The organism is Bacillus sp. FSL K6-0972, assembly GCF_037976035.1.
GTDB classification, from domain to species: domain Bacteria; phylum Bacillota; class Bacilli; order Bacillales; family Bacillaceae; genus Bacillus; species Bacillus haynesii.
On record NZ_CP150260.1, the window covers coordinates 1174241 to 1200864 of the forward strand.

At 41.0% G+C, this 26624-nt stretch carries 24 protein-coding genes; 21 read left to right on the top strand and 3 right to left on the bottom strand.

All coding sequences use genetic code 11. The annotated features are described in order from the left end of the window. Positions 1-44: 44 nt before the first annotated feature. Positions 45-623: a competence protein ComK gene (locus MKX80_RS05935; protein ID WP_154999609.1), complete on the top strand. Its 579-nt coding sequence runs from the start codon at positions 45-47 to the stop codon at positions 621-623. Here MKX80_RS05935 and MKX80_RS05940 read toward each other — a convergent pair. After that, a complete protein-coding gene (locus MKX80_RS05940; RefSeq protein ID WP_152847534.1) occupies positions 617-982 on the bottom strand; it encodes a hypothetical protein in 366 nt (121 codons plus the stop codon). The two genes, MKX80_RS05935 and MKX80_RS05940, sit on opposite strands and share 7 nt — an antisense overlap. Positions 983-1188: 206 nt before the next feature. Between MKX80_RS05940 and MKX80_RS05945 the strand changes: the two genes are divergently transcribed. Together MKX80_RS05945 and lepB are read left to right on the top strand one after the other, a co-directional pair. Then, on the top strand, positions 1189-1800 hold the full coding sequence (locus MKX80_RS05945) for a TVP38/TMEM64 family protein (protein ID WP_043927307.1): 612 nt from the start codon (positions 1189-1191) through the stop codon (positions 1798-1800). Between the two features lie 12 nt (positions 1801-1812). After that, the gene (lepB, locus tag MKX80_RS05950; RefSeq protein ID WP_043927308.1) at positions 1813-2331 is read left to right on the top strand and encodes a signal peptidase I; all 519 of its coding nucleotides are present in this window, start codon (positions 1813-1815) and stop codon (positions 2329-2331) included. 161 nt (positions 2332-2492) lie between these two features. Here lepB and MKX80_RS05955 read toward each other — a convergent pair whose 3' ends face one another. Continuing rightward, on the bottom strand, positions 2493-4268 hold the full coding sequence (locus MKX80_RS05955; RefSeq protein WP_326849683.1) for a S8 family serine peptidase: 1776 nt from the start codon (positions 4266-4268) through the stop codon (positions 2493-2495). A 461-nt stretch (positions 4269-4729) separates the two neighbouring features. Between MKX80_RS05955 and MKX80_RS05960 the strand changes: the two genes are divergently transcribed. Next, a complete protein-coding gene (locus MKX80_RS05960; RefSeq protein WP_339228137.1) occupies positions 4730-5971 on the top strand; it encodes an MFS transporter in 1242 nt (413 codons plus the stop codon). Between the two features lie 40 nt (positions 5972-6011). Here MKX80_RS05960 and MKX80_RS05965 read toward each other — a convergent pair whose 3' ends face one another. Beyond that, a complete protein-coding gene (locus MKX80_RS05965) occupies positions 6012-7625 on the bottom strand; it encodes a PucR family transcriptional regulator (RefSeq protein WP_268342789.1) in 1614 nt (537 codons plus the stop codon). 447 nt (positions 7626-8072) lie between these two features. On the opposite strand from MKX80_RS05965, the gene allB reads away from it, so the two are divergent. The 17 genes from allB (at position 8073) to MKX80_RS06050 (ending at position 26611) form a co-directional block, all read left to right on the top strand. Then, complete coding sequence (gene allB, locus MKX80_RS05970; protein WP_154999601.1) at positions 8073-9437, top strand: allantoinase AllB; 1365 nt, start codon at positions 8073-8075, stop codon at positions 9435-9437. A 553-nt stretch (positions 9438-9990) separates the two neighbouring features. Then, positions 9991-11220 carry an allantoate deiminase gene (gene allC, locus MKX80_RS05975; protein ID WP_154999600.1) on the top strand — a complete coding sequence of 410 codons (1230 nt, stop codon included), beginning with the start codon at positions 9991-9993 and terminating at the stop codon, positions 11218-11220. Between the two features lie 17 nt (positions 11221-11237). Then, positions 11238-12026 carry a (S)-ureidoglycine aminohydrolase gene (gene allE / locus MKX80_RS05980; RefSeq protein ID WP_154999599.1) on the top strand — a complete coding sequence of 263 codons (789 nt, stop codon included), beginning with the start codon at positions 11238-11240 and terminating at the stop codon, positions 12024-12026. 15 nt (positions 12027-12041) lie between these two features. Further along, positions 12042-13070: an ureidoglycolate dehydrogenase gene (gene allD / locus MKX80_RS05985; RefSeq protein WP_182070916.1), complete on the top strand. Its 1029-nt coding sequence runs from the start codon at positions 12042-12044 to the stop codon at positions 13068-13070. A 26-nt stretch (positions 13071-13096) separates the two neighbouring features. Beyond that, entirely contained in the window at positions 13097-14146 is a 1050-nt protein-coding gene (allD, locus tag MKX80_RS05990; protein ID WP_268342788.1) for an ureidoglycolate dehydrogenase, read from the top strand. A gap of 17 nt (positions 14147-14163) precedes the next feature. Beyond that, positions 14164-15921, top strand: coding sequence for an acyl-CoA synthetase FdrA (locus MKX80_RS05995; RefSeq protein WP_268342787.1), 1758 nt, complete (start codon positions 14164-14166; stop codon positions 15919-15921). Next, the gene (locus MKX80_RS06000; RefSeq protein ID WP_268342786.1) at positions 15921-17186 is read left to right on the top strand and encodes a DUF1116 domain-containing protein; all 1266 of its coding nucleotides are present in this window, start codon (positions 15921-15923) and stop codon (positions 17184-17186) included. The genes MKX80_RS05995 and MKX80_RS06000 overlap by 1 nt, the downstream gene beginning before the upstream one ends. Continuing rightward, a complete protein-coding gene (locus MKX80_RS06005; RefSeq protein WP_268323935.1) occupies positions 17183-17953 on the top strand; it encodes a DUF2877 domain-containing protein in 771 nt (256 codons plus the stop codon). The genes MKX80_RS06000 and MKX80_RS06005 overlap by 4 nt, the downstream gene beginning before the upstream one ends. 5 nt (positions 17954-17958) lie before the next feature. After that, positions 17959-18891, top strand: a complete 933-nt coding sequence (arcC, locus tag MKX80_RS06010; RefSeq protein ID WP_268323934.1) for a carbamate kinase — start codon at positions 17959-17961, stop codon at positions 18889-18891. Positions 18892-19105: 214 nt separating this feature from the next. Beyond that, the gene (locus tag MKX80_RS06015; RefSeq protein ID WP_182070911.1) at positions 19106-20359 is read left to right on the top strand and encodes an MFS transporter; all 1254 of its coding nucleotides are present in this window, start codon (positions 19106-19108) and stop codon (positions 20357-20359) included. A gap of 104 nt (positions 20360-20463) precedes the next feature. Beyond that, positions 20464-20784, top strand: a complete 321-nt coding sequence (locus MKX80_RS06020) for a DUF2690 domain-containing protein (RefSeq protein WP_268323967.1) — start codon at positions 20464-20466, stop codon at positions 20782-20784. Positions 20785-21021: 237 nt separating this feature from the next. After that, positions 21022-22119, top strand: coding sequence for a Rap family tetratricopeptide repeat protein (locus tag MKX80_RS06025; protein ID WP_339228142.1), 1098 nt, complete (start codon positions 21022-21024; stop codon positions 22117-22119). Beyond that, positions 22119-22235 (top strand): hypothetical protein, encoded by a 117-nt coding sequence (locus tag MKX80_RS06030; protein ID WP_003180390.1) that lies wholly within the window; start codon positions 22119-22121, stop codon positions 22233-22235. Before MKX80_RS06025 ends, MKX80_RS06030 begins: the two co-directional genes overlap by 1 nt. A 171-nt stretch (positions 22236-22406) precedes the next feature. Then, positions 22407-23444 (top strand): LacI family DNA-binding transcriptional regulator, encoded by a 1038-nt coding sequence (locus MKX80_RS06035; RefSeq protein WP_268342785.1) that lies wholly within the window; start codon positions 22407-22409, stop codon positions 23442-23444. Between the two features lie 113 nt (positions 23445-23557). Beyond that, entirely contained in the window at positions 23558-24814 is a 1257-nt protein-coding gene (locus MKX80_RS06040; protein ID WP_268342783.1) for an extracellular solute-binding protein, read from the top strand. 42 nt (positions 24815-24856) lie between these two features. Then, positions 24857-25780, top strand: coding sequence for a sugar ABC transporter permease (locus MKX80_RS06045; RefSeq protein ID WP_182071050.1), 924 nt, complete (start codon positions 24857-24859; stop codon positions 25778-25780). Next, the gene (locus MKX80_RS06050; protein WP_182070907.1) at positions 25781-26611 is read left to right on the top strand and encodes a carbohydrate ABC transporter permease; all 831 of its coding nucleotides are present in this window, start codon (positions 25781-25783) and stop codon (positions 26609-26611) included. Positions 26612-26624 lie beyond the last annotated feature (13 nt).

Consider the following 26624-nt stretch of genomic DNA (forward strand, 5'->3'; position numbering starts at 1 on the left):
GTTAGATTAATAGTATAAATTTACTAACGATTAGGAGGATCATGATGAGCACAGAGGATATGACAAAAGATACGTATGAAGTAAACGGTTCGACAATGGCTGTCCTGCCTCTGGGAGAGGGGGAGAAACCCGCCTCAAAAATACTTGAGACCGAGAGGACTTTCCTCGTCAATATGAAGCCGTTTCAGATCATCGAAAGAAGCTGCCGCTATTTCGGATCGAGCTATGCGGGAAGAAAAGCGGGCACATATGAAGTCATTAAAGTTTCCCATAAACCGCCGATCATGGTGGATCACTCAAACAACATTTTTCTTTTTCCTACATTTTCCTCAACTCGTCCTCAGTGCGGGTGGCTTTCCCATGCGCATGTTCACGAGTTTTGCGCGGCAAAGTATGACAACACGTTTGTCACCTTTGTCAACGGGGAAACGCTGGAGCTGCCTGTATCCATCACATCTTTCGAAAACCAGGTATACCGAACGGCATGGCTGAGAACAAAATTTATCGACCGGATTGAAGGAAACGCCATGCAGAAGAAACAGGAATTTATGCTCTATCCGAAAGAAGACCGGAATGAGCTGATATACGAATTCATCCTCAGGGAGCTGAAAAAGCGCTATTGATCTGGAGCGGCTTTGAATAAATAGTGCTCAAGAAGCGCGGATACCTGGTTGCGGATGCGGGGATTAAAGTAGTTATGCTCTTCTTCGTATCCCTCATATATAAAGGAATACATCGTAAAGGCTTCGTCCCGTGACACTTCATGCACCTTGATTTTCCGCCGGCGCAGTTCATTTTTTACGTCGTACAGATCGCGCTGGGCAAGCTTTAACGCCTGTTCGATCAGACGCAGATAGGGGTCTTTCAGCTTAAATGGCCCCTGCTGGATGATTTTCATGTCCCGGTTTAATATGCTGACGGTCATCGGGAGGTAAATCGCCTTTTCAATCATATCCCTGGCTTCGGCGGGAATTCTTGTCATGGCTTTTCTCCTCATTTCTTTTTTGATCAGGAACGTTTGTTCTGTTTTTATTTTACACGAAATACGGCCTTTTAATCAAGAACGGGAAAAAATGACTAAAATGATCAGGTTGTTTCAGACTAATACAGAAACAACCGAGACGGATGATTTAAAGTTTTTGATTTAAAGTGTAGAATAGAAGTAGACAACCGCCCTGAGGAGAATCAATGTTGGAGCAATTATTCAGCTATTTTACAGAAGAGAATTTAACAGAGTTTTTTCAGAGCTACAGGGCTTTTGGTCCTTTTGTAGCCGTACTGCTGCCGTTTATTGAAGCGCTGCTCCCGTTTTTACCCCTGCTCGTGTTTGTTGTTGCCAATGTAAATTCGTTCGGTTTATGGCAGGGGTTCTTGTTGACGTGGATTGGGGCATCTTTAGGTTCTATAGCGGTTTTTCTTTTTATCCGCCATTTCGGCCAGCAAAAAGCACTCGGTTTTATCCGCAGGCATCCATCCGTAAAAAAACTGATGATCTGGGTGGAAAAACGGGGCTTCGGTCCGCTGTTTCTCCTGCTTTGCTTTCCATTCACGCCTTCGGCGGCGGTAAATGTTGTGGCAGGACTTTCGCGAGTCAGCCTGCTGCCTTTTTCACTGGCGGTGCTTTGCGGCAAGTTCGTGATGATTTTTATGGTGAGCTTTGTCGGTCACGATCTGAAGGCGCTTTTTACCCAGCCTTTGCGGACAGCCGCCGTGATCATCGTCATGCTGATCTTATGGTATGCCGGAAAACGGGTTGAACATCGTCTGAACGTGAGATTCAGCCAGAGAGAGAAAGACTAGGGGGACACAGAATTGAAAAAGCGTTTTTTGGTCATAGCCGGGGTACTGCTTATCATCGTCGTCGGGATTCAGGTCAAAAATGCCGTTTTCATTGAATATAAAGTAGAAGGCGTCAGCATGAATCCGACCTTTCAGGAGGGCAACGAGCTTTTGATCAACAGGTTCGCCCACCACTTTAAAACGATCAGCCGATTTGATATCGTGCTGTTTAAAGGACCTGACAAAGATATATTCATTAAAAGGGTGATCGGGCTTCCGGGCGAAACCCTCAGGTATGAAGATGATCAGCTGTATATCAACGAAGAAAAGATCAAAGAGCCTTATCTGGACGACTTAAAGGCCGTCACTGCCGGAGGGGACTTGACAGGGGATTTTACGCTGAAGGAAGTGACCGGAGAGGAGAAAGTGCCCGAAAACGAGTACTTCGTCCTCGGGGACAACCGGATCCACAGCTTTGACAGCCGCCATTTCGGCTTTGTTTCAGAACGGGACATCGTTGGGATCGTGACAGAAAGAATTGATAAAAAGTGATTGGAGAATACGGCGAAAGGTAAGCGGCCGACCGAAAGGAATACGATTTCACAAATGTCGTGTCCGAAAATGTCAATTTGTACAACAGCATCAAAAAAGACGTATTCGCTAAATACGTTCATCAAGAAAAGCCCGGAATTCCGGGCTTTTTTTGTTTCGTGCTACTTCAGTTTGATCGCATTGATCCATTTTTGCAGCTTCTTTTTTTCGGCGGATGCTTTCAGCTTGCTGACCGCTGATTGCGCTGCCGATTTTGTTTTTTTCGTTCTTTTTTGTTCGGCCGTTTTGACTTTGGCTTTCGCCGCTGCCACTTTTTTGTTATAGGCTGCTGCGGCTTGCTTTTTTGCGGTGTTCAGCCTTTTTTGCAGATTTGATTTGTCTTTTCCGGCAGGAAGCTCATTGATCGCTTTTTGTGCTTTGCCGAGGTTTGAGTCTGTTGCCGCCTTTTCAGCTTTGGCAACGGCCTGCTTTGCGGTGTTCAAGAGGCTTGAGCGGACCGCGTTGATTCGTTTTTGCAAATTCGTTTTGAAAGTGCTGTTGTCGAGTTCATTGACCGCTTTCTGGGCTGCATCGGCATTGGTTTTCTTTTTTTGCTTCTCAGCGAGTTTCACTTTGCTTTCGGCTGTTTTTTTAAGCTGCTCTTTAACAGTATCGAGTCTTTTTTTCAAAGCGGTTTTATCGGCGTTTGCAGGCAGCGGTTCGATCGCTTTTTGCGCGGCTTGGATGTCCGCTTTTTTCTTTGTCTTTTCCGCTTGTCCAACTGCTTTTTGCGCTTTTTCCAATGGCTGTGTGATCTCTTTGAAGCGGATTAATCCGTAGCCGAACAAATGATCACGGCCGGGGGCGCCTAAATCGCTTGTATAAAACTGCATTTTCTTGCGCAACTCAGTGTTTGAAGCGGTTGGGTACAGCTGTTTCAAAAGAGCAAACATTCCGGTGACGTGCGGCGTTGCCTGTGAAGTGCCGCTTCCGATTGCATAGCCGCGATCGGAAGATGTACTGATAATCGATGTGCCGGGAGCGGAAAACTCGACGGCGCTGCCGGTGTTTGAAAATGAAGCGATCTGATTTTTTTCATTGGTGGCAGAGACGGCTATCACACTGCTGTAGGCGGCCGGGTAATAAACGGATTTTCCGTTTCCGGCATTTCCGCTCGCGCCGACTAAAATGATTCCCCTTTTGTATGCTCTATCTACTGCATCGTGGAGAACTTGACTGTCGCCTGAAACGACGAGGCTCATATTGATGATATCGACTCCGTGCTGAATCGACCAATCGATGCCTTGTAAGATGCCTTTCAGATCCCCTGAACCATTCCGATCCAGCGCTTTTACGGCATACAGCTGCGCGCCAGGCGAGATGCCGTCGATCCCCCGTCCGTTATGCTTCGCTCCGATGATTCCGGCAACATGTGTTCCGTGGCCGTTATCATCACGGTATGAAGCGGTATAGCCGACCATCGATGTACCGCCTGCGATTGACAGCTCTTCATGGGGGGAAATCCCGCTGTCAATAACCGCGATCTTCACCTGTTTCCCTGTCAAACCTTTATTCCAAGCCAGTGCGGCTTGTATCGGCTTGATGTTCCACTGTGAAAACGCGGAGGCGTTTTGCGCTGTACTGCTGGAGACAGCTTTTAGAGCGGTGCTGTCGGCAGCAGCTACCGGGAGGTTGTCTTCGACATACAGGACGTCGGGATCTTGTTCAAGTTCGCGCACTGTTTTGTCGTCCGCAGTGACAGCGGCTGCGGGAATGTGCCGGTAAACGTGATCTACCGTGTCTGCTTGTTCGATGACAGTTTCTTTTCCACTGGCATTTTTATATACGACAATGACTTCGTTTTCCTGCTTATTGCTTTCCGCTTGAATGCGTGGTGAATTTGCGAAAAAACCGACGAACATTGCAGCGGAAACTGCGATGTTCCATAATTTTTTCATCCGGCTCTCCTCCTTATTTAGCGGCATTCGCTATATATATCGGAGAATTTTTGAATTTTCAAAGAGAAAGAAAGCCGGTCTTAAAGGCGCTCGTCGTGTACCTCAGTTCTCAAAATGTTAAGAACACTGTTATATCAACGTTTGTGGAGCTTCCTATTTATTTGGGAAGTGCTTTTTTTAATAAATGGTTACTCCTAAGTTTGTTTTAAAAAAGAGCCATCTTTTTTACCGAACAGCTCTTAAGTGTTTTTGTTGTGAAATAATTACTTTTATGGAAATGAGAGAGCTGGGAAAAATAAGATCAGCTTCTATTGATGAATCATTCCATCGATATTTTTAAGCAGATGCCTTTTGTCTAAAATGTATAATGTTACTTTTGTTTTTGTTGAAAGTGAACAATGTTATTGACTGGCTTATAACCTACAATTTTATTAAATAATAAAAAGGGAGCGTGTCATACCGTGGAAAAAACAATTAAACATGACCCCAATTATTACAAAAAGATCATTATTGCGTTGTGTTTAGGGTGGGTAGCCATTTGGATTTATCGTACAATCCTTACGCCAATATATCCACAGATTCAAGAATCATTAGGAAATATTAGTGACACACAAATGGGGTTGGTTGCTTCTATTTATTTCTTTGCCTATACGGGTATGCAAATTCCGTCAGGAGCACTTGTCGATAAATTTGGACAAAAAAAGGTGTTAATTCCTGCATTTATCGTTTTTGCGCTAGCTGCATTTGTAATTGGCACAAGTTCAACTATCATGCAAGTATACATTGGTTCGTTATTGGCTGGTATTTCGACTGGTTCATATTACGGTGCAGCCTTTTCCTTATCAGCCAAACATACGCCAAAAGATAAAAAAAGCTTTTCCAATGCGATAATAAATAGCGGTTCAGCATTAGGAATGGTAATTGGACTAATCGGATCATCGGTTTTAGTAGGCGGTTTTGAAATTCAATGGAATTATATGCTTTTTATAACAGCTATCGTTATCGTAGCTGTAACATTTGTGTTTGTGTTGTTTATTAAACAAGATAAAACATCAGACAAGGAAGTGGCTGAAGAGAAGAAAGATGTCATACAAAGCACAGATATTCAAAATGAAAGCTTATTTTCTCCAAGACAATTAGTTGTATATTTTGTATATTTTGCAACATGCTATGGCTATTATATGATTGTCACTTGGCTGCCATCCTTCCTTGTAGCAGAAAAAGGATTTGCTCAAGGTTCAGTAGGGTATGTAGCTGCACTAGTTGCAGTCACTGCAGTGCCTGGTGCTTTGATATTTACTAAATACATAGACAAACATGCACATTTGCGTCTGCGTTTAATTTTATTTCTATTAATTGCTGCGGCAATAACAATTAGTTTGACAGTATTTGCACCAAATCCTGCAGTGCTGTATATTGCATTAATTTTATATGGCTTATTAGGTAAACTTGCGATTGATCCAGTTTTAATAACCTATGTATCTGATTCCGTATCAGGAGATAGAGTTGCCAGAGCATTAACTCTCTTTAACTTCTTTGGAATGAGCTCATCTGTTATTGCACCAACACTTACTGGTTATATTGGTGATGTAACTGGCTCGCAAGTATTAGCATTCTATATTGCAACCATCCTTCTCGCAGCAGCAGCGTTGCTATTTTTCCTTGTGGTTATGTTAAGACAGAATAAAACAGTAGCTAACTAAATAAATAGAAAAGAAAACTTCCGGTGGTTCTACTTTTGATTTACAACGATATTTTCTCTGAAGCAAATAATGCCAATCGAATGCTCAGGGATGTATCAGGAGATTCTACAGATTGACCTAATATTTCTTCGCATTTTTTAATACGATATTTCACAGTATTACGGTGAATGAAAATATCCTCTGAGGTCTTTGTAAGATCACATTGGTTTGCCATATAGACATTTAACGTAAACCTGAGTTCTTTTTCCTTCGTTGTTTGGGGATAAGCTAATGGACCGAGTGTATAAATGATAAATGGTTTTAATTTATTCGTTGGAATGAGTTGCAATAATTCTTCTACGCTTTTAGATTTATAGGGCTCTACAAATTCTATTTCGCCTTGTTCATATTTATTATCATAAGCCTCATTCGCTTCGAAAAAAGACAGCGGTAATTGTGAAAGCTCGGAGACCTCATTACCAATGCCAAATGAAAGGGAGCTATTAAAAAATAGCTGATACTCTTTTTGGATATATCTACAGTATTCCAAATAATAATGATGTCTTCTTTGTAAAAGTATCGTAAATCTGCGTTCACCGTGAGACATATATATACTAATAGAAGGATCAATCCCAGTAAACTTATGCGTTAACCACTCAAAAGTCATCTGATATCGCTCATTTAAGTAGGCGCTATTTTCTACATTCTTTTCTTTGTCTATCCCGCAAATCATCACTTGGTAGAATTTAGAGGGTTGAATGTGATATTTTTTTAAAAGGTCGGTGTGTTGTGTTAGTGAAACAAGGTTATCAGGATGTTCGGACATCAGCGATGTGAAAAAATGGTTCGTATCCTGCTGCTCTGCTTCTTTGATTTTGCTATTTTTATAAATTGCGAGACTAAGTGTGTTGACTGCTTGTTCTATTGTTAATAAACTAAACGGATAGTTGAGCAAATTAACATTTGAAATCATAAGATAATACGGAAAATATTTAAATGCAGGAACCTTAAATATAGCATATTCTTCCTGGAAAACACCATTATGATTTGGTTCGATTTGCTCTGAATTTAAATATCTCCTGAAATAATTAAGGTTTTTTTGAACATGTTCTGAGTGTTGATGAAAGTGATGACTCACTGACTCAACTTGATGAAAAGAATTTAGCAGCATGACAGGAACCTTTATAAGCCTACTTAAACGTTCAATCATCATGTTCAGGCTTAAACCTTGCATAAGCATAGCATTTAACTCTTGTTGGATATCTAATGCAAAGTGTAATTTTTCTGTTTCTTCATCCAAGATAAATGACGATATATGATGAGTAATGGATCCCAAATTCCAACTTTCTGGAATTTCAATAATTGGGAATTTTAATTTGTTTGCAAATGCAATAACCTCATCATCTAATTTTTTTAAAAATCGGGATAGCTTGATACCTAGACCAGCAACTTGTATATCATTTAACTCACTAATAAGATTGATAAGTCCGGATTGATCATACTGATAATTCATTCCTGTTGTTACGATAAGTGAGTGTGGTGTTGTAAAATTTTTAATATCAGGCGTTTCTGTAATATCAACCATTTCTACCACTCGTTCCAAATCGCCCTGCTCATTCAGCAATGTTAAATCTGAAAATTGCAGTACAGATAATATTTCTTTTAATGTTGTCATCAAGGCTACCTCCTTATCTTTGTTAGAAAAAGATAAAATAAAAATGAAATATGTCAGATGTTACAAGGATAACTTTTAACTCTGATAGTACACTGTTTTTGAAGGTTATTATACGTATAATCCTTTAGTTGAAAATATTAAAGGAGAATCATTATGCTTCAACATGATTCTTCGTTTTTTGAAAAGCGTGGTTATAACAAAGATATCATGCCGAAGATCACTTGAACAAAGAAATTCATCCTATTTAATTTTTTTAACCTGTGGATGGGAGCAGTGGATAATATTCCGAATTATATAGCTGTTGGTGATTTTTCACAACTGGGATTATCACCGTTGCAAGTAATAGTATCCCTTGTTATAAGTTCCTTCTTAGATAGCCTTATGACTGGTTGCAATTACGAAAGGCAGTATTTTATATCCAACCATTAAAAGAGGAGGATGATTTTGATGAATTTTGATTCCATTATCAAAAATGGATTAGTCATTCTAGAAAATGGTGAACAAGAAGTCGAAGTAGGGATTAAAGATGGCAAAATTGCAGCAATCGGCAATGATTTAGGAACAAGTGCAAAAATTATCGATGCAAAAGGAGCGATTGTATCTCCAGGTATGGTTGATGCACATGTGCATATCACAGAGCCGGGCGGCGGCTATCGTGATGAATGGGAAGGCTATGACACAGGAACACGTGCCTCTGCAAAAGGCGGTGTAACGACGATTATTGAAATGCCATTAAATCAAGTGCCAGCAACGGTAGATGAGGAATCTATTCAAGAAAAATTTAAAGCTGGAAAAGGAAAATTATCTGTAGACGTTGCGAGTTACGGCGGTTTAGTACCATTTAACTTGGATGGAGGTATTCAAGAGTTAGATAACAACGGTGTTGTTGCATATAAATGTTTTGTAGCAACATGTGGTGACCGTTCTATAGAAGGAGATTTCATGAATGTGGATGACTATTCCCTCTACGAAGGTATGAAACAAATTGCGAAAACAGGCAAAATATTATCTGTACACGCTGAAAATGCTGCAATTACGGATAAGTTAGGGGAAATAGCATTCAAAAATGGTGAAACCTCATTACGCGCTTATGTAGATTCTCGACCCGTATTTACTGAAGTAGAACCGATTAGAAAAATAATTCTATTTGCGAAAGAAACGGGATGTCGTGTACACATCGTTCATATAGCTTGTGAGGAAGGCGTAGATGAAATTGTCAAAGCACAACAGGAAGGGGTCGATATTACATGCGAAACATGTACACACTATTTATATTTCTATAAAGAAGAACTGGATAATATCGGACCAGTTGTAAAATGCTCTCCGCCAATCCGTGAGCAATCACGCTTAGAAGGCATGTGGAATCGGGTATTAAACGGAGATATTTCATTCGTAACATCAGACCATTCACCATGTACCCCAGACTTAAAAGCTACGGATAATGCATTTGAAGCTTGGGGGGGTATCGCAGGTGTACAAAATAATGTTGACGTATTATTTGATGAGGGAGTGCAAAAACGTAATATGTCATTATCCAAATTTGCAGCCATTATTGCTACAAACCCTGCGAAACGTTTTAATCTAACATCAAAAGGCAGTATTGCAGTAGGGAAAGATGCGGATTTCGTATTTATTAAGAAAGATGCACCTTATGTATTAAAAGCTGAGGACTTAGCATATCGACACAAAATTAGTCCATATATTGGCCGCGAAATTGGTGCGCAGGTAGTGAAAACAATCCTTCGCGGTGTCGAAATCTATGATAAAGAAAAAGGGATTTCAAATGAAAAAGTAGGAAGATTTATTCCTTGAGTGACGGGACAGTTGTCCCGTCATTGAGGCAAACGAAGATGTAAAGGCGGATTATTCCGCTGAAGATTCGATTTATTCATCTGCCATTTCGTGAGAGATAAAGAGGATGTTTTTATTTGGTGTTAATTGCACATGTTGGTTGGGGAGTAATATCTTGAATATACATTAAGGTACAGCCTGGAATGACTGCTGCTCGTATGTATCCTGACTCTTGGCATATTATTTATGATGTAATGAAACAGATAAACTACCCTATAAATCAATGTTTTTTATTGATTTATAGGGTAGTTTTTTTCTTGAATAAGGAAGTATAAAATTTGCACCTTATTTATTTGTTGGGTAAGAGAGATAGTCAATCGTCAAAAACCAGAAGATGTCGCTTCGCTCCAATCTTTAAACGAGCGCTCTGTGATTTTCTTTTATCTAGATACCATTAAAAGGTGTATTTGTTGAAAGTGCATAAAATGCTCTTCCATTATTGTTGGTTATGTCAATGAATGGTTGTAAGCAGGGTTCTATGATGGAAGTAAATAGAGAAAGGAGGAGAAAAAGAATGGATATTCGATCAACCTTTGAAACGTTAGATAAGAAATTCACAAGTTTTGGCGGTTTAGAACAAGGTGGTATTACGCGTCTGTTATACTCTCCTGAATGGATTGATGCAGTTCGTGAACTGGAAGCAACATTCAAGGAAGAAGGTTTAGAAGTAAGCTTTGATGATGTTGGGAACTTATCTGGTCGTCTTGTTGGAAGTAAATATTCTGAAGAAACTATTTTAACAGGATCACATATCGACACGGTTGTTGAAGGTGGTCATCTAGATGGACAATTCGGTATCTTATCTGCACTGGTTGCTGTGAAATATTTAAAAGAAAAATATGGTCAACCATTACGAACAATAGAAGTATTATCGCTCGCAGAAGAAGAAGGCAGTCGATTCCCATATACATTTTGGGGAAGTAAAAACTTCTTTAACTTAGCCAAAAAAGCGGATGTTGACACAATAGAAGATGCTGAAGGAATTAAATTCGAAGATGCTATGCACGAATCTGGTTTTGATTACCGTAAAACAGATGATGTTCGGGACGATATTAAAGCATTTGTTGAAGTACATATTGAACAAGGGAAAGTATTAGAGGCGGAAAATAAAGCGATAGGTGTTGTAACTGGGATTGTTGGTCAAAAACGTTACACAATTAACTTGAAAGGTGAAGCAAACCACGCTGGCACAACACCGATGTCATTACGAAGAGATACAGTTGTTGCATATAGTGAAATTGTAACAGACTTAACGAAACGAGCTAGAGAAATTGGGGAGCCTCTTGTATTAACGTTTGGACATGTCACTCCTGTTCCAAACACCGTAAATGTCGTTCCCGGGGAAATTACTTTTTCGATAGACTGTCGTCATATTGATCAACAACTATTAAATGATTTTGCGAGAGAAATTGAAGATAAAGTTAAAGCGGTAGCAGAAGCAAACAGCATGACTTATGACATTAATTTATGGATGGATGAAGCACCGTCATTGATGGATAAAGAAATCATTCAAATCGTTGAACAAGCAGCTAAGGATAATGTGGGGGACAGCTATAAATTGATGCCATCTGGTGCAGGTCATGATGCACAAATTTTTGCGGGTTTTGTTCCTACAGCCATGTTGTTTGTACCTTCTATTGGCGGAATTAGCCACAATACCAATGAAGAAACGAAGATAGAAGACCTTGTGAAGGGGATTGAAGTATTGAAAGATGTATTGTTTGAACTAGCTTATAAAGAATGAAAAGGAGCCAGATACTCATGAGTTACTTAAATCATAATCAAGGATACAGAGAAGGTTTATTAGAAACACGTTCAGTAATAAAAAAAGATAATTATGCGGTAATCACCCCTGATGGCTTGGTTAATAATGTTGTACCTGGCTTTGAAGACTGTGATGTAACCATTTTAGGATCTCCGCGTTTAGGTGCAAGGTTTGTAGATTATTTGGTAACGGTTAAAAACCAGGGCGGAAACAAAACCGGTTTTGCTGGTGATGGTATCCAATCATTTGTGTACGTTGAATATGGTAAAATCAACGCTTTCGCAGATGGAAAAAAATACGAATTAACAAAAGGCGGCTTCTTATATGTACCTCCACACTTACAATTGACGTTTGACAATAATAATAATGGTGAGGATAGCCGTTTGTTTTTATACAAAAAGCGTTATCAGCCGCTTAAAGGATACACACCAGAAATTGTTACAGGTAATGTGAATAACATCAAACAAGAAGCCTATGAAGGTATGAAAGAAGTATTAATTCAAGATTTGCTGCCAAAAGAAATTGCATATGACATGAACATTCATATTCTTTCATTTGAGCCGGGTGCTTCGCATGGTTACATTGAAACGCACGTTCAAGAACATGGTGCTTATATATTAAGTGGACGAGGTGTTTACAACTTAGATAACGAGTGGATGCCAGTTGACAAAGGTGACTATATTTTTATGGGAGCTTATACGCCGCAAGCAACCTATGCAATTGGTTTGGATGAACCATTCTCGTATATTTATTCAAAGGATGCGAATAGAGATATTAATCTATAAAGAGGGGCAATTTTAATGAGTGAACCATTAGTGTATGTAGAAAGTAATCGTCTCCGGCAGCTAATGAAAGATAAATTAGTGAAAGCAGGCTTACCTGAAGAACAAGCGGATAAAACAGCTGACTTACTCATTTTTGCAGATGAACGAGGTGTTCACTCACATGGTGCAGTGAGAATGCAATACTATTCCGAACGTACATTAAAGGGTGGATATAACCTGAAACCAAACTTAAGCTTCGAAAAAACGGGCCCAGCATCAGGGATTTACCATGGAGATAATGCGTTAGGGCATTATGTGAGTTATCAAGCAATGAAAAAGGCAATCGAATTAGCAAAAACATCAGGTATCGGTGTTGTCGGTGTAAAAGAAATGGGACACAGTGGTGCTATTGGTTATTATGCACGTCAAGCAGCATTAGAAGGTATGGTGGCATTAACAGTATGTCAATCTGATCCCATGGTCGTGCCATTTGGCGGTACCGAACCGTACTTTGGCACCAACCCAATTGCTTTTAGTGCGCCTAGAAAAGATGGTAGTCCAATAATTTTTGATATGGCAACAACGGTACAAGCCTGGGGGAAAATTTTAGATGCTAGAAGTAAAAACAAATCTATCCCAGACTCATGGGCAGTGGATAAAAATGGAGCACCAACAACAGACCCGTTTAAGGTAAATGCACTATTACCAATAGCTGGGCCTAAAGGATACGGGTTAATGATGATGGTTGATATTTTATCGGGGAGTTTACTCGGCTTGCCATTTGGCAAGCATGTCACTTCCATGTATCAAGATTTATCAGAGTACCGTCGCTTAGGGCAGCTTCATCTCGTAATCAATCCTGAATACTTTGGTGGGAAGGAGCAATTCTTGGAAAAAATATCTCAAATGGTTGAAGAATTACATGACAACCCACCTGCTGAAGGATTTGACAAAGTGTATTATCCCGGTGAAATTCAAATAGATGTGATGAAACAGTATAAAAAAACAGGTATCCCAGTTACAAAGGAAATTTTAGATTATTTAGAGTCAGACAAAATTTACTAATCATGTAATGGAAGGGGGAGAATCAGATGCGTGTATCTAAGCAGGAGCTGTTTCATTTAATCAAACAGAAGCTAATCAAAGCTGGATTAAATGAAGAAGCCGCACACGATGTTTCAGATGTATTGACATTCGCCGATCATAGAGGGATCCATTCCCATGGTGCAGTACGTGTGGAATATTATGCCGAACGAATCGCAAAAGGCGGTATTACAGCAAACCCAAACTACACATTTGAACAAACAGGACCTGCATCCGCTGTCTTTAACGGAGATAATGGTCCAGGTCACCAAGCGGCAAAACAAGCGATGGAAAAAGCAATCGAAATGGCAAAAAATTCAGGTGTTGCTGTTGTAGGCATGAAGAATATCTCGCATAGTGGTGCATTGGGTTACTTTGTTGAAATGGCAGCAGAACAGGACATGGTTGCTTTAAGCATGTGCCAATCAGATCCAATGGTCGTACCGTTTGGAGGAACAGAACCATACTTTGGCACCAATCCAATTGCTTTTAGTGCACCATCGGCTGATGAACGCATGATCACATTTGATATGGCGACAACTGTTCAGGCGTGGGGAAAAGTATTGGATGCAAGAAGTAAAAATGAATCGATCCCGGAAACATGGGCAGTAGATGCAGCCGGCAAACCAACAACGAATGCAAGAGATGTCCATGCACTTGTGCCAATTGCCGGTCCAAAAGGTTATGGATTGATGATGATGGTGGATATCTTATCAGGCAGCCTTCTTGGAGTACCTCATGGCGTACATGTATCTTCCATGTATCAAGACCTGACAAAAGGTCGCGATTTAGGGCAAATTCATATTGTGATTAACCCTGCATACTTCACAGATTTAACTGCTTTTAAACAACAGATTTCGACGATGCTCGATGAATTAAAAGCACACCCGGCAGCAGAAGGCTATGGAGAAATTTATTATCCGGGTGAGCGCGGTAAATTAAGAAGCGCAAAATATGATAAAGAAGGAATTGAAATTGTAGACGATATTTATAACTACCTCGTTTCAGGCGATGTTCATTTTAATCGCTATCATGGAAAGAATAGATTTGCAGAATAACAAAATGGAGGATCATTATGTTATACACAATTATAAAAGAAAACACCTATCAAGATTCTATCGTGTTAATGCTTTTATCAAACAAGTTATCTGCAATAGATGGTGTAAACAAAGTATCGATCATGATGGGAACACCAGCTAACAAAGACATTTTTAAATCTTCGGGTATGGGCACAGATGAATTGGAAAAAGCAAACCCAAATGACATCGTCATCGTTATAGATACAAATCAAGAAGAAAAAGTATCGGAAGTAAAAGAAGAAGTAGAAGCAGCTTTAAAAGGTGATTCCGCTTCACAAAATACATCTAAAGACCAGGAAGCACATAACTGGAAGCGTGCAATGGAGCTTGCGAACAACCCGAACTTGGCATTGATTTCCATTCCGGGTCAGTATGCAGCAATGGAAGCGGAAAATGCATTGAATGAAGGGTTACATGTATTTGTATTCAGTGACAATGTATCTAAAGAAGATGAGGTTAAGTTGAAACAAAAGGCGCATGAAAAAGGATTATTAGTCATGGGACCAGACTGCGGTACTGGAATTATTCATGGCGTGCCACTTGCATTTACAAATATCGTGAATGAAGGAGATATTGGCGTTGTGGGTGCATCTGGTACAGGGATTCAGGAAGTGACAAGCATCATTGACCGTTATGGTAAAGGTGTAACAAACGCAATTGGTACAGGTGGTCGGGATTTATCAACAGAGGTTGGTGCTACCACGGTTTTAGATAGTATCAAAGCATTGAATCAAGATCCAAAAGTAAAAGTGATTACAGTAATTTCTAAACCGCCTGCAGAGGAAGTGCAGCAAAAAGTATTAAACGTATTAAGAAATATTGAAAAACCAGTTGTTACGTTATTTTTAGGAGATAAACCAACTTATCAGGAAGAAAATATTTATCATGCGTACACACTTGAAGAAGCAGCGGTTGTATCTGTTCAATTATCCAATGGTGACAAACCGAATTTTAAACCGACAGTGGTTGAAGATGTAAACGTGTCGTTAAAAGATTCGCAAGTTGGTATTAAAGGTTATTACTCAGGTGGTACTTTGGCAGCTGAAGCAGCTATGTTAGTGAAAGAGGCATTCAAAGAGGAAGTACCTGAAGAGAAGAAAGATGCCTATATCCTAAAAACAAAACATCATGAAATTATTGACTTAGGCGATGACATGTATACCCAAGGGAAGCCACACCCGATGATTGATCCTGAAAAACGCATTGAAATGCTTGAAACATCTGGAAACGATCCTGAAACAGCAGTCATCATGATTGATAACGTCATTGGCTATGGCAGTCATGATGATATGGCAAATGAATTAGCACCAGCCATTAAACGTATTTTAGCCAACGCACATCAGAGTGGTCGTGAACTTGCAGTACTTGCAACAGTTGTAGGTACAGCACAAGATCCTCAAGGTTACGAAAAGCAAATTGACACCTTAAAAGAAAGTGGAGCAATGATTTGTGAGACAAACGACCAAATGGTTCGTACAGCGATTAAACTGGCAGGAGGAAAAGTGGAACAGCCAGTCCTAGATATACAAAAATTTGAACATACCCCAGAAGACTTGACAGTAGACGAAAAAATTATCTCCTTAATCAATACGAAACCAAGTGTCATCAATATTGGGCTGAAAAGTTTTACAGCAGCTGTTCAGAACAGCGGTTCAGAGTGTGTTCAATTTAACTGGCGTCCAATTGCTGGCGGTGATGAAAAGTTAATGAAAGTACTTCAATTTCTAAACTACTATGAAGGAGAGACAATTTAATGGGGTACAAAACAATAAATGAAGCGAACGAAGCTGTTATCCAGAAGATCATAGCAGCTGAACCATTCTTAACGGATGTTGTACCTGCCAAGTCTGTGATTCCTGAATTAGAAGATTATGTGTTATTACATGCTGGGCCTCCAATTAAATATGAAAATATGACAGATCCTATGCAAGGCTCTTGTGTTGGAGCGATTCTTTTTGAAGGATGGGCAGAAGATGAAGAGGACGCGCGTGGACTGCTTGAAAACAATAAGATTACATTTATTCCATGTCATCATGTGAATGCGGTTGGACCAATGGGAGGCATTACATCACCTAATATGCCAGTTCTTGTTGTTATGAACAAAGAGAGCGGCAACGAGGCGTACTGTCAAATGAACGAAGGCATTGGTGCAGTATTACGCTTCGGTGCTTATCATGAGCAGGTAATCAATCGCCTGCACTGGATGAAAGATGTGTTAGGTCCGGTGTTAAGTAAGGCATTAAGAAAAATTGATGGAGGCATAAACGTTAATATATTGATTGCTAAAGCTATTGCAATGGGGGATGAATTTCACCAGCGCAATATTGCAGCATCATTGGTGTTTTTAAAAGAAGTTGCTCCAGTAATTGCGGCATTAGATGATGTTGAAAACGAACAAAGGACAGAAGTGATCCAATTTTTAGCTGATACGGACCAATTTTTCTTAAACATTGCCATGGCGACTGGAAAAGCAATAATGGATGCAGCGCGTACAATCAAACATGGTACAGTCGTTACTGCAATGTGCCGAAACGGTGAAAACTTTGGCATCCGTATTGCAGGTATGGGAGATGAGTGGTTTACAGCACCTGTTCATACACCAAAAGGGTTATATTTTACTGGCTACTCAGCGGAAGATGCAAACACAGATATCGGTGATTCAGCGATTACAGAAACAATCGGTGTAGGCGGCGTAGCAATGATTGCTGCCCCTGCAGTAACACGTTTTGTTGGAACAGGCGGATTTAATGATGCGCTTGAAACAAGCAATCAAATGACAGAAATTTGTGTTGGAGAAAATCCGAACTTTGTTATTCCGACGTGGGATTTCAAAGGAGCGTGTTTAGGTATTGATGCACGTAAAGTTGTTGAAACAGGTATCACGCCGGTAATCAACACAGGTATTGCACATAAAATTGCTGGATATGGGCAAATTGGTGCTGGCACAGTTCATCCTCCAATCGAATGTTTTGAGAAAGCAATCACAGCATATGCTGAAAAACTAGGTTTTCAAGGATGATTTTACAGGCAAGTGCGATTGGTTCAATCGCACTTCAGCTATTAACTGAGGGAAAAACGTTTACTGTGCACAGCATTTTTGAAAAAGGTTTGAATATTGTTGATCGGAATGATGAATTGATATTTATCGGCACAAATGAAAATGGGACCTTTCCATTTGGAATCTTGCTTGACTCACAAACGAAGCAAACATTAAAAGCCGGTCTTGAGGTGGGAGATACATTTCACGTTCGCAATAACCATCTTTCCCACAACTGTTTTGAACTCAATTTTAATGCGAAAATACTTCCGTTATATACGGATTTTAAACATGCAAACATAAATAAATTAAAAGAAAGCGTCAAACAAATTTCATTTAAATCGTATGAATCTACTGATTTTGAATCAGCTCATGTGTCGGACTTGATAAATAAATTACACGATCCAACTGAAAATTTGGAAGAGGAGTTTCGTTACTTTATCGGCCGAGGCCAAGGTTTAACACCAACGGGTGACGATATATTGGTCGGTATATTATATGGACATTTCATCAACTCTTTTATCGCACAAAAACACCTTGAAACATTGGGAGATTTAATCAGAAAACCCTTAACAACCATTGTTAGCACGCGCTTTTTAACTTGTGCTATAGAAGGTTTATTTAGTTCGAAAATTACAAGATTACAACATGATTCATCTTTAAAAAGTATGAAAAGCCTGATAAAAGTAGGTTCTTCTTCTGGGATGGATACTTTATATGGAATTTATATGGCTTTAACAAAGGAGTGAGAGAGATGGGGAAAAGAGTAGTAATGGCACTAGGAGGTAATGCCATTTTAAAGCCAAAACAAGAAGCAACTTATGCTAATCAATTCAAAAATGTAATCTCTGCAACACGTCATATGATTGAAATTAAAGAAGCAGGACATAAAATTGTGATTACACATGGCAATGGTCCACAAGTGGGGAATATTATTGCTCAAAACGAAGCTGCCAAAAATGTCGTTGAACCACTGCCAATCTATGCTTGTAACGCAGAATCACAGGGATTCATTGGTTATATGCTGGAAAAGGCTTTAAAAAACCATATTAAAGAACGGGGCATTGCTGCGAATGTAGCTACATTTCTAACAATGGTTGAAGTGGACAAGTATGATAAAGCATTTGAAAAACCAACGAAACCAATAGGAGTATTTTATTCAGAGGAAGAAGCGAAGCAATTAGAAGAAAAAGGGTTTACTATGTCAGAAGATGCAGGGCGCGGCTATAGACGAGTTGTGCCTTCCCCAGAACCGAAAGTGATCCATGGGATAGAAGAGATTCGACGTTTAATTGATGAAACGATTGTTATCTCCTCTGGCGGCGGCGGTATACCTGTATATCGTGACGACAGCGGTCTATTACACGGTCTTGAAGCAGTAATAGACAAAGATCGTTCAGGATTAAAGCTTGCACAACAAGTAAATGCTGATGTTTTCATGATGTTGACAGACGTACCAAATGTATTTATCAATTTCGGCAAAGAAAATGAGCAAAAACTAAGCCGAATTACGGTAGAAGAAGCAGAACAATATGTGGAAGAAGGGCAATTTCCTGCTGGCAGTATGCTGCCAAAGATGCAAGCGGCTATAGAATTTGCAAAGTTAGGTAAAGAGGCAATTATTTGTTCATTGGATCAAGCGGTAGCTGCACTAGATGGAAAAGCGGGGACACGCATAACAAAATAAGACAATCCGTGTATGTTCATAAGGAGGATAAAAAGCCAAAATTCCTTCTTTTTCAGATATGACCTTCCATCAAAAATTTCTGAACATCTTTATAATGGAATTCTTTATGCTGAGCAGGTAGATTTCGAAAAGAAACAATCTATGAAGGCTAAATCGAAAGTCAAAGGATGAGCAGAAAATAATGGATCATTTAAAAGGTGAAGGAGGAAGTTTGATGACAAAAGAGGCGGGATCAGTTGAAGGTGAAGGAAAACAACCACTGGTTCCCTATTGGGTAAAAGTTGTTATCGTATTTTTCTTCGGTTGGGTGGCTCTTTATGCAACGCGAACAATATTAAACCCGATTATGGGGGATATTGAATCAGCGTTTTCATTAAGCAAGGCACAACTTGGCTTAATTATGAGTATATTTTTCATCGGTTATGCAGGTATGAACGTTCCTGCAGGAATATTAGGAGATAAAATTGGAAAAAAACGAGTGTTGGTTCCAGGTGTTATTCTATTTGGCTCGCTCGCAGCAGTTACAGGGATGATGCCTACATTCTTTCTGTTTATCTCTGCATGGCTTATGGTTGGTATGGCTCAGGGGGTATATTATGGGCCGCAATATGGAATATCATCCGAAATTATCCCGAAGAACCGTTTAACATTAGGCAGTGCTGTGATTAATGCAGGGATGGCTTTTGGTACTTCAATTGGCTATTATATCTCCAGTTATGTTGTAGGAGAATGGGGATTCGGATGGAGAATTCCATTTTTTATCATCGGAGTGCCGGTTGTACTTATCGGCATCGCAATGGCAATTGTAATTAAAGACAAGCCAAAAGCTGATAAAGAGGTTAAAAGCACCGCTGAACCGTTTAAGTTTTCATCTTTATTTAATAGAAACTTAATTTTGGCATATATTATTATTTTCTGCTCTATTTACGGATTCTTTATGATTATTACTTGGTTACCGTACTATTTAGAAACAGCACGCGGTTTAACCGGAGGAAATATTGCCTTTGTGGCATCACTTGTTCCATGGGCAGCGATTCCAGGTTCATTATTTTTTAGTTGGCTGTCAGATAAGTTAGGCCGGCGTAAACCAGTATTGCTCATGATGTTACCGTTTGGTATTTTATCAACAGCTGCAATTGTTTACTTTGATAGCTTACCAATTCTGTATATGACACTAATTGTGTATGGAATTGTAGGGAAAATTAGCGTTAACCCCGTTTTAATTGCTGTTGTAGCAAATAATGCGCCAAAGCAATCATTAGGTACAGCATTTGGATTCTACAACTTTGTTGGAATGTTAGGTTCCATTTTAGCTCCGTATATTACTGGCTGGCTTACAGACACTACAGGAAGTATGAATATAGGATTTTATTTTGCAGCAGCTCTGTTAGTCATCGCATTGATTGCAACATATTTAATAGATGAAAGTAATTTGCGATCTGTTGATAAAACAGCTAAACATCATTAGTTAGTAAAAGCTTATGACTTCTAGGAAGTCAGATTAAGTATGAAGAGACCCATTCACTGTAATTACGCTTCAAGCGGCACAACAAAGGCGACAGCCAGAGGCTGATAGATGCAAATAATAAACAATTCGGAATCGTGGTGTTAAAATTCAGCAGCGTCTGCAAAACAGCATGGGCTAAAATGACGCTGGACAAAGCAGTGTCCTCAGGCTTGGAGACAGATGCATATGTGAAAAGAAACAAAGACGGAAAAGAACTGAGCTGCAGCTCAGCTGGAGGAAACGGAAAAGTGCTCCCGGGGCAGACATCCTGTTATACACCGATGGTTTATGATCTCGATCCGCGTTCTTCATATGCGATGGGGAAATATTATCAACCATCAACCGGAGCCCTCACTTATGCCTGTACAAGTTCGTATTCATATTGAAGCAGCAGTGGATGAAAGCACCCTTTCAGCAAGGGTGCTTTTTGCTGTCTTATCAGTCCCGGTTTCACAGCTCTTGAAGAGCCATTTGGCCTAATAAAGGAGCGGAAACAGTGGGGAATTCAGAAAACAGTGTAAAATGAACTATTACTATTAATTTATACAAGGGGAAAAATATAGTATGATATGAATAATGAATAAAACACAAAAAAATTGAATATCGGCAGAAAGGAGCTCCATATGAACAAAATCGCCGCGGAAGAAGTCGCCAACATGCTGAATACATGGTACCGCGCCATTAGAAAAAGCGATGCTGAACAGTCGATCAGGCTGTTTGAACAAATCAAACCGCTGCTGGCAGACATGGAGGAAGATCAGGAGGTTTTGATCTACTATTCCCTGCTGGAACTGCGGCATAAAATTATGCTCTACGATGCGAGAGGCAAAAAGATAGAGCAGCACGAAGTAACGGCCGGCGACAGTGCTGCATCACATATGACATCCTATTACTACTACCTGTTTTCAGGAGCTTATGAAGTGTATAAAAAGAATTATGAGCAGGCGATCAGCTTCTATAAAATTGCAGAGAAGAAGCTTGCTCATGTACATGATGAAATTGAAGTTGCCCAATTTCACGATAAAGTCGGAAAGCTCTACTATTACTTGGGCCAGAATATCGTCTCTTTAAATCATACCCGGCAGGCGATGGAAATTTTTAAGGGCCATGGCGACCATGACATGAACCTTGTCTCAACTTATATTACAATGGCTGGAAATTATACCGAGATGGGGAAATATACAGAGGCGGAAGAATATTTAACAGAAGCCATCCATACGGTAAGAAAAGCCGGCGACCATTTTAAAGAAATGCAGCTCCTTCATAATTTTGCCTTGCTTTATTCGGCGATGGACAATTCGGAAAAAAGCATTCAGTTTTTAGAAATCGTTTTGGATGATCAAGCATATGCTGCATCAGATTATTATTTCAATGCTGTGTTTTTAATGATCAAAGAGCTGTTTAAAGTCGGAAACCATAAACGCGCTGCAGCCTTTTACAAAGAAGGGAAGGAAAGGTCGAAATCCGCGGCGAATAAAATATTTGACGCCAAAATCGATATTTTATATGCGGCTTATGCAGGAGATGGTGAACAGGCGGTTAAAGACTGCAAAGACAACATTGAAATCCTGTTTCAAACAAAGCAATACGACAGCGCCAGAGAACTTTCGCTCTTAACGGCCAATGTTTACAGATCAAAGTCACTTTATAAAGAAGCCGCACATTTCTTTTTGGAAGCGATTAAAGCGGAAGAAAAAATGAAAAAAGTGGAGGGAATGTGATGAAAAAACTGTTCATTGTTGCTGCGATTGCTGCCGTCGTATGTTCGGGATGGTTTGCGGCAGAAACTCACTGGGCATCCGGTGACATGCAGGTTGCTGAAAAGATGGTCGGTTAAATCGAATACTCGGAACAAATATTGAACATCCGCCCCGCCCTTGAGGAACGGGGCGGATTTTTCGTGAAGAAATCTTAATTTTTTTAGTATTGAAAACGCTTTCCTTAGTTTGTTATGATGTTTTTAGTAAAGTTTAGTGAATATGGATTCCAAAGACAGGACGGGATGAAAATGGCGACGATTAAAGAGATTGCGCTTCAGGCTAAAGTATCAAGCACAACGGTTTCAAGGGTTCTGAACCATGACCAGTCATTATCAGTAGCGCCTGAAACAAGGCAGCGGATTTTGAATATAGCAGCCCGGCTCGGCTATAAAAGTACGCGCAGGCGCCGTGAGGTATATGCCTCAGGAAGCGGTGAAAACCCGCGCATCGGCATTGTTGTCTGCCAATCACAGGAAGAAGAGCTGAGCGATCCATACTTTTATTCCATCAGGCAAGGAATTGAAAGTGAGTGTTTTGAAAGAGGAGCGTTTATTACGAAATTTATTCAGCTGAGCAGCATCCGCTCAAATCAGCCTGTAGACGATGTCGACGGCTTAATCGTCATCGGAAGGATCAATTATGCCGGTTTGCAGCAGTGCATGGGCGCGCTCAACAACGTCGTGTACATCAACCATATAGACAATGAAGAGCTGCGCGACTCGGTTGTCGTCGATTTTGAGAAGGCGACGGGGAGGGCGCTGAACCATTTGAAATCGCTCGGCTATTCAAGGCTCGGTTATATCGGCGGAAGAGAAAAAGAGCACTTTCGAATCAGCGATCAGGAGACAAGCGCCGTTGAAATCGAAGACAAACGGCTGACTGCGTTTCTGGAGATGGCCGGTGCAGAAAACGCGAAGCACATTTATATCGGCGAGTATTCGATGCAGCAAGGCTATGAACTGATGAAAAAAGCGCTTCTTGAGAAGAACGTTCCCGAAGCATTTTTTATCGCCAGCGATTCGATGGCCATCGGCGCGCTCCGGGCTCTTCGCGAATCGGGTCTCAACGTTCCCGACGATGTTGCCATCGTCAGCATCAACGGCATTGAAGCGTCCGAATTTGCTAATCCGCCATTGACAACCGTAAAGGTTCATACAGAGGAGATGGGCCGGACGGGTGTGAAGCTGCTGCTCGACAGAATGAAAGGCAGGGAACTGCCGCTGAAAGTGACCGTACCTTCAGAGCTGATTATTCGGGAAAGCTGCGGATTCAGCAAACGGAGCTAATGGTAAGATAAGGCGCTTTCAAAGGAGGTGACGCAAATGGGTTTACTAAATTCCAGTAAAAAATGAAAGCGCTTTTTATTCGCCATCAAAATATCATAATTGGAGTGAATTTGATGAAAAAAATCATTTTCTCTTTTGGTGTTCTCCTGATCATTTTGTCTGCAATAGTTGCGGGCTGCTCCGGAAAGAATGCCGGAAAGAACGGAGAGGTCACGCTCACGATGTTTTCGACAATGACAAACGACAGTGAAAAAAATGCGCTCAGAAGCATCGCAGATGATTTTGAAAAAGAAAATGAAGGCATCAAAATTGATATCAGCTTCCCCGGCCCGGACTATGAAAATATGCTGCGTGTCAAAATGGCGGCAAATGACATGCCTGACTTGTTCGATACGCACGGCTGGGCGAAGATCCGCTACAAAGAATACACTGCAGATTTAAAAGACATGGATTGGGTGAAGCATCTCGATCCAAACCTCGATCCGATTTTGAAGGATGAAAAAGGCAAAGTATATGCCTACCCTTTCAATCAGGCAAAAGACGGGATCGTCTACAATGCCGGTCTCTTGAAGAAATACGGTCTCAAGCCTCCGCAGACGTTGGACGAACTGATGCACGCGCTGGAAACGATCAAAGAAAAAAGCAAAGGGAACATCATTCCTTTTTGGTTTGCCGGTTCAGATAAAGGCGCTTTAGCTCAGTTTTATGATCAGTTTGCCACCCCGCTTCTCATCACAGATGATCGCTGCAATGAAAAAAAAGCTTTGGAAAACGGCACATTCGACTGGTCCGGCTACACACTTCTCGCAGAAACCTTTAAAGAAATGCAGGAAAAGCAATTGGTCAATAAAGATATCCTGACGGCAAAACCGTCGCAATTGGTCGAATTGATGGCGCAAGGAAAAATCGGCTTTACCCTCTCGGTCACATCGATCGGCCCTGATACGAGGGAAGTCAATCCCGATATCCAGTTAGGCGTGATGCCGACTCCAGCCGTTTATGAAGGCGACAAACCGAGCTGGATTGGAGGAGAGCGCCATACCGTTGCTGTTTGGAAAGACTCAGAATACCTCGAAGAAGCAAAGCGGTTTATTGAATTCGCCGCACAGCCCAAATATGTGAAAAAGATCGCCGAAGCCACCTCATTTCCTCAAGCATTAACCAACACAGAAGCCGAAAACTACTATTCTAAGTTTTATGATCAATATAAACAAATCGAAATCGAACCGTACTTTGACCGCATCTACCTCCCGAGCGGAATGTGGGACGTCATGGGGACGACGGGACAGGAACTTTTAGCCGGTACGTTAACGCCGAAGCAGGTATCGGAAAAAATGAAACAGGAATACAGCAGATTACAAGACCAATAGAAAGGATCGTTTTCATCATGATGAAAAAAGAAGGGTGAAATGATGAGCGAATTAGCTAAAGAAAAAAGTCTGACTATTGTGAAAAGAAAGGGCGGATTTATGAAGAAAACCGGATCGCTCTGGTGGATGTACCTTCCCGCCTTGGCGCTTGTTTCCATCTTTATGATTTATCCGTTTGCGAGCGGCATTAAAATCACGTTCACGAACTGGAACGGTTTCTCACAGTCGTATGACTGGATCGGCTTTGCCCAATATAAACGGATGCTGGCCGACCCGGCGACATGGCTTGTCGTCAGAAACACCCTGCTGTACGGATTGGGCAGTACGGTTTTGCAAAATGTCATCGGTCTTCTCTATGCCCTCCTGCTGTTTAAAAGCATCAGAATGAAAGCGTTGACGCGAACTGTTGTCTATTTGCCCGTCATCATCAGCCCGCTGATCATGGGGTATATCTGGTACTTCTTCTTCTCCTATGAAGGAGGCGCCTTGAACGATTTGCTGAAACTATTCGGGGCAGGTCCTGTCAATGCCTTGAGCAGCCCGGAAATCAATCCGTGGATCATCGTATTTGTTAATTCCTATCAGTTCGTCGGCATTGCGATGGTCATTTATTTAGCAGGTCTCGGAAGCATTCCGAAAGATTTTTATGAAGCGGCACAAATCGACGGGGCAAGCGGTTTTCAGCAGTTTTGGAGGATTACGCTGCCGCTGTTGATGCCTTCTGTCACGATCAACATGGTCATCAATATCATCGGCGGGCTGAAGCTGTTTGATGTCATTTTAGCGCTGACAGGCGGCGGTCCGGGAAATGCTTCGCAATCGATGTCGACTTTTATGTACGATTTGTATTTTAAGAGGCAGGATGCCGGCTATGCAGCCGCTCAGGGGGTTTTCATGGCGGTGTTGATACTGCTAATCAGCTTTACGGCTCTCATCTATTTTAAGCGCAAGGAGGTCGAAGCCTAGATGAATCGCCAAGAGAAAAAGAAACGGGCGCTGTGGACCGTGCTGGCTGCATGCATTACCGTTTTTCACCTGATTCCGTTTTATATTTTGCTGACGACGGCGCTGAAAGCAAAGGGAGATTTCAGTTCAAAATGGAAGTTCCCGGACGAAATCAGCCTCGGTAATTTCGCAGAAGCATGGGATAAAGCAGGTCTTGCCGGCTCTTTTTTCAATACTGCTGTGATCACTTTTGCTTCGGCGGCTCTGCTGATTGTGATCGGCTCTCTGGCGGCCTATCCGCTCGCCAGGCGCAGAACAAAGCTCAATCAAGCCGTTTACTTCCTGTTTATCGGTATTATGATCATTCCGCCGCTGACATCCATGGTTCCTTTATACAAAATGGTGGTGGAGCTTGGCATGCTGAATACGCTCGAAATCGCGATATTGAATAATACGGCGGCTTATATGCCCTTGACGATTTTTTTGTATGCCGGATTTATACGATCAACGATTCCGAAAGAGCTTGAAGAGGCGGCAAGAATCGACGGGGCGAGCACTGCGGGGATTTTCTTCAAAATCGTCTTTCCTTTATTAAAGCCGGTGACTGCGACGATTTGCATTATTGCCTGCGTATTCATCTGGAACGACTATCAGTTTTCGATCTTTTTCCTTCAAGACAAAAGTGTGCAGACTTTGACTGTGGCGATTGCCGGTTTCTTTGGGCAAAATGCGAACAACCTGCACTTGGTTGCTGCGGCTTCACTGATGGCGATGCTGCCGATGACGATTCTATTTTTATTCCTGCAAAAGTACTTTATAAAAGGATTATCAGCTGGAGCGCTAAAAGGCTAGCGGAAATTTCACG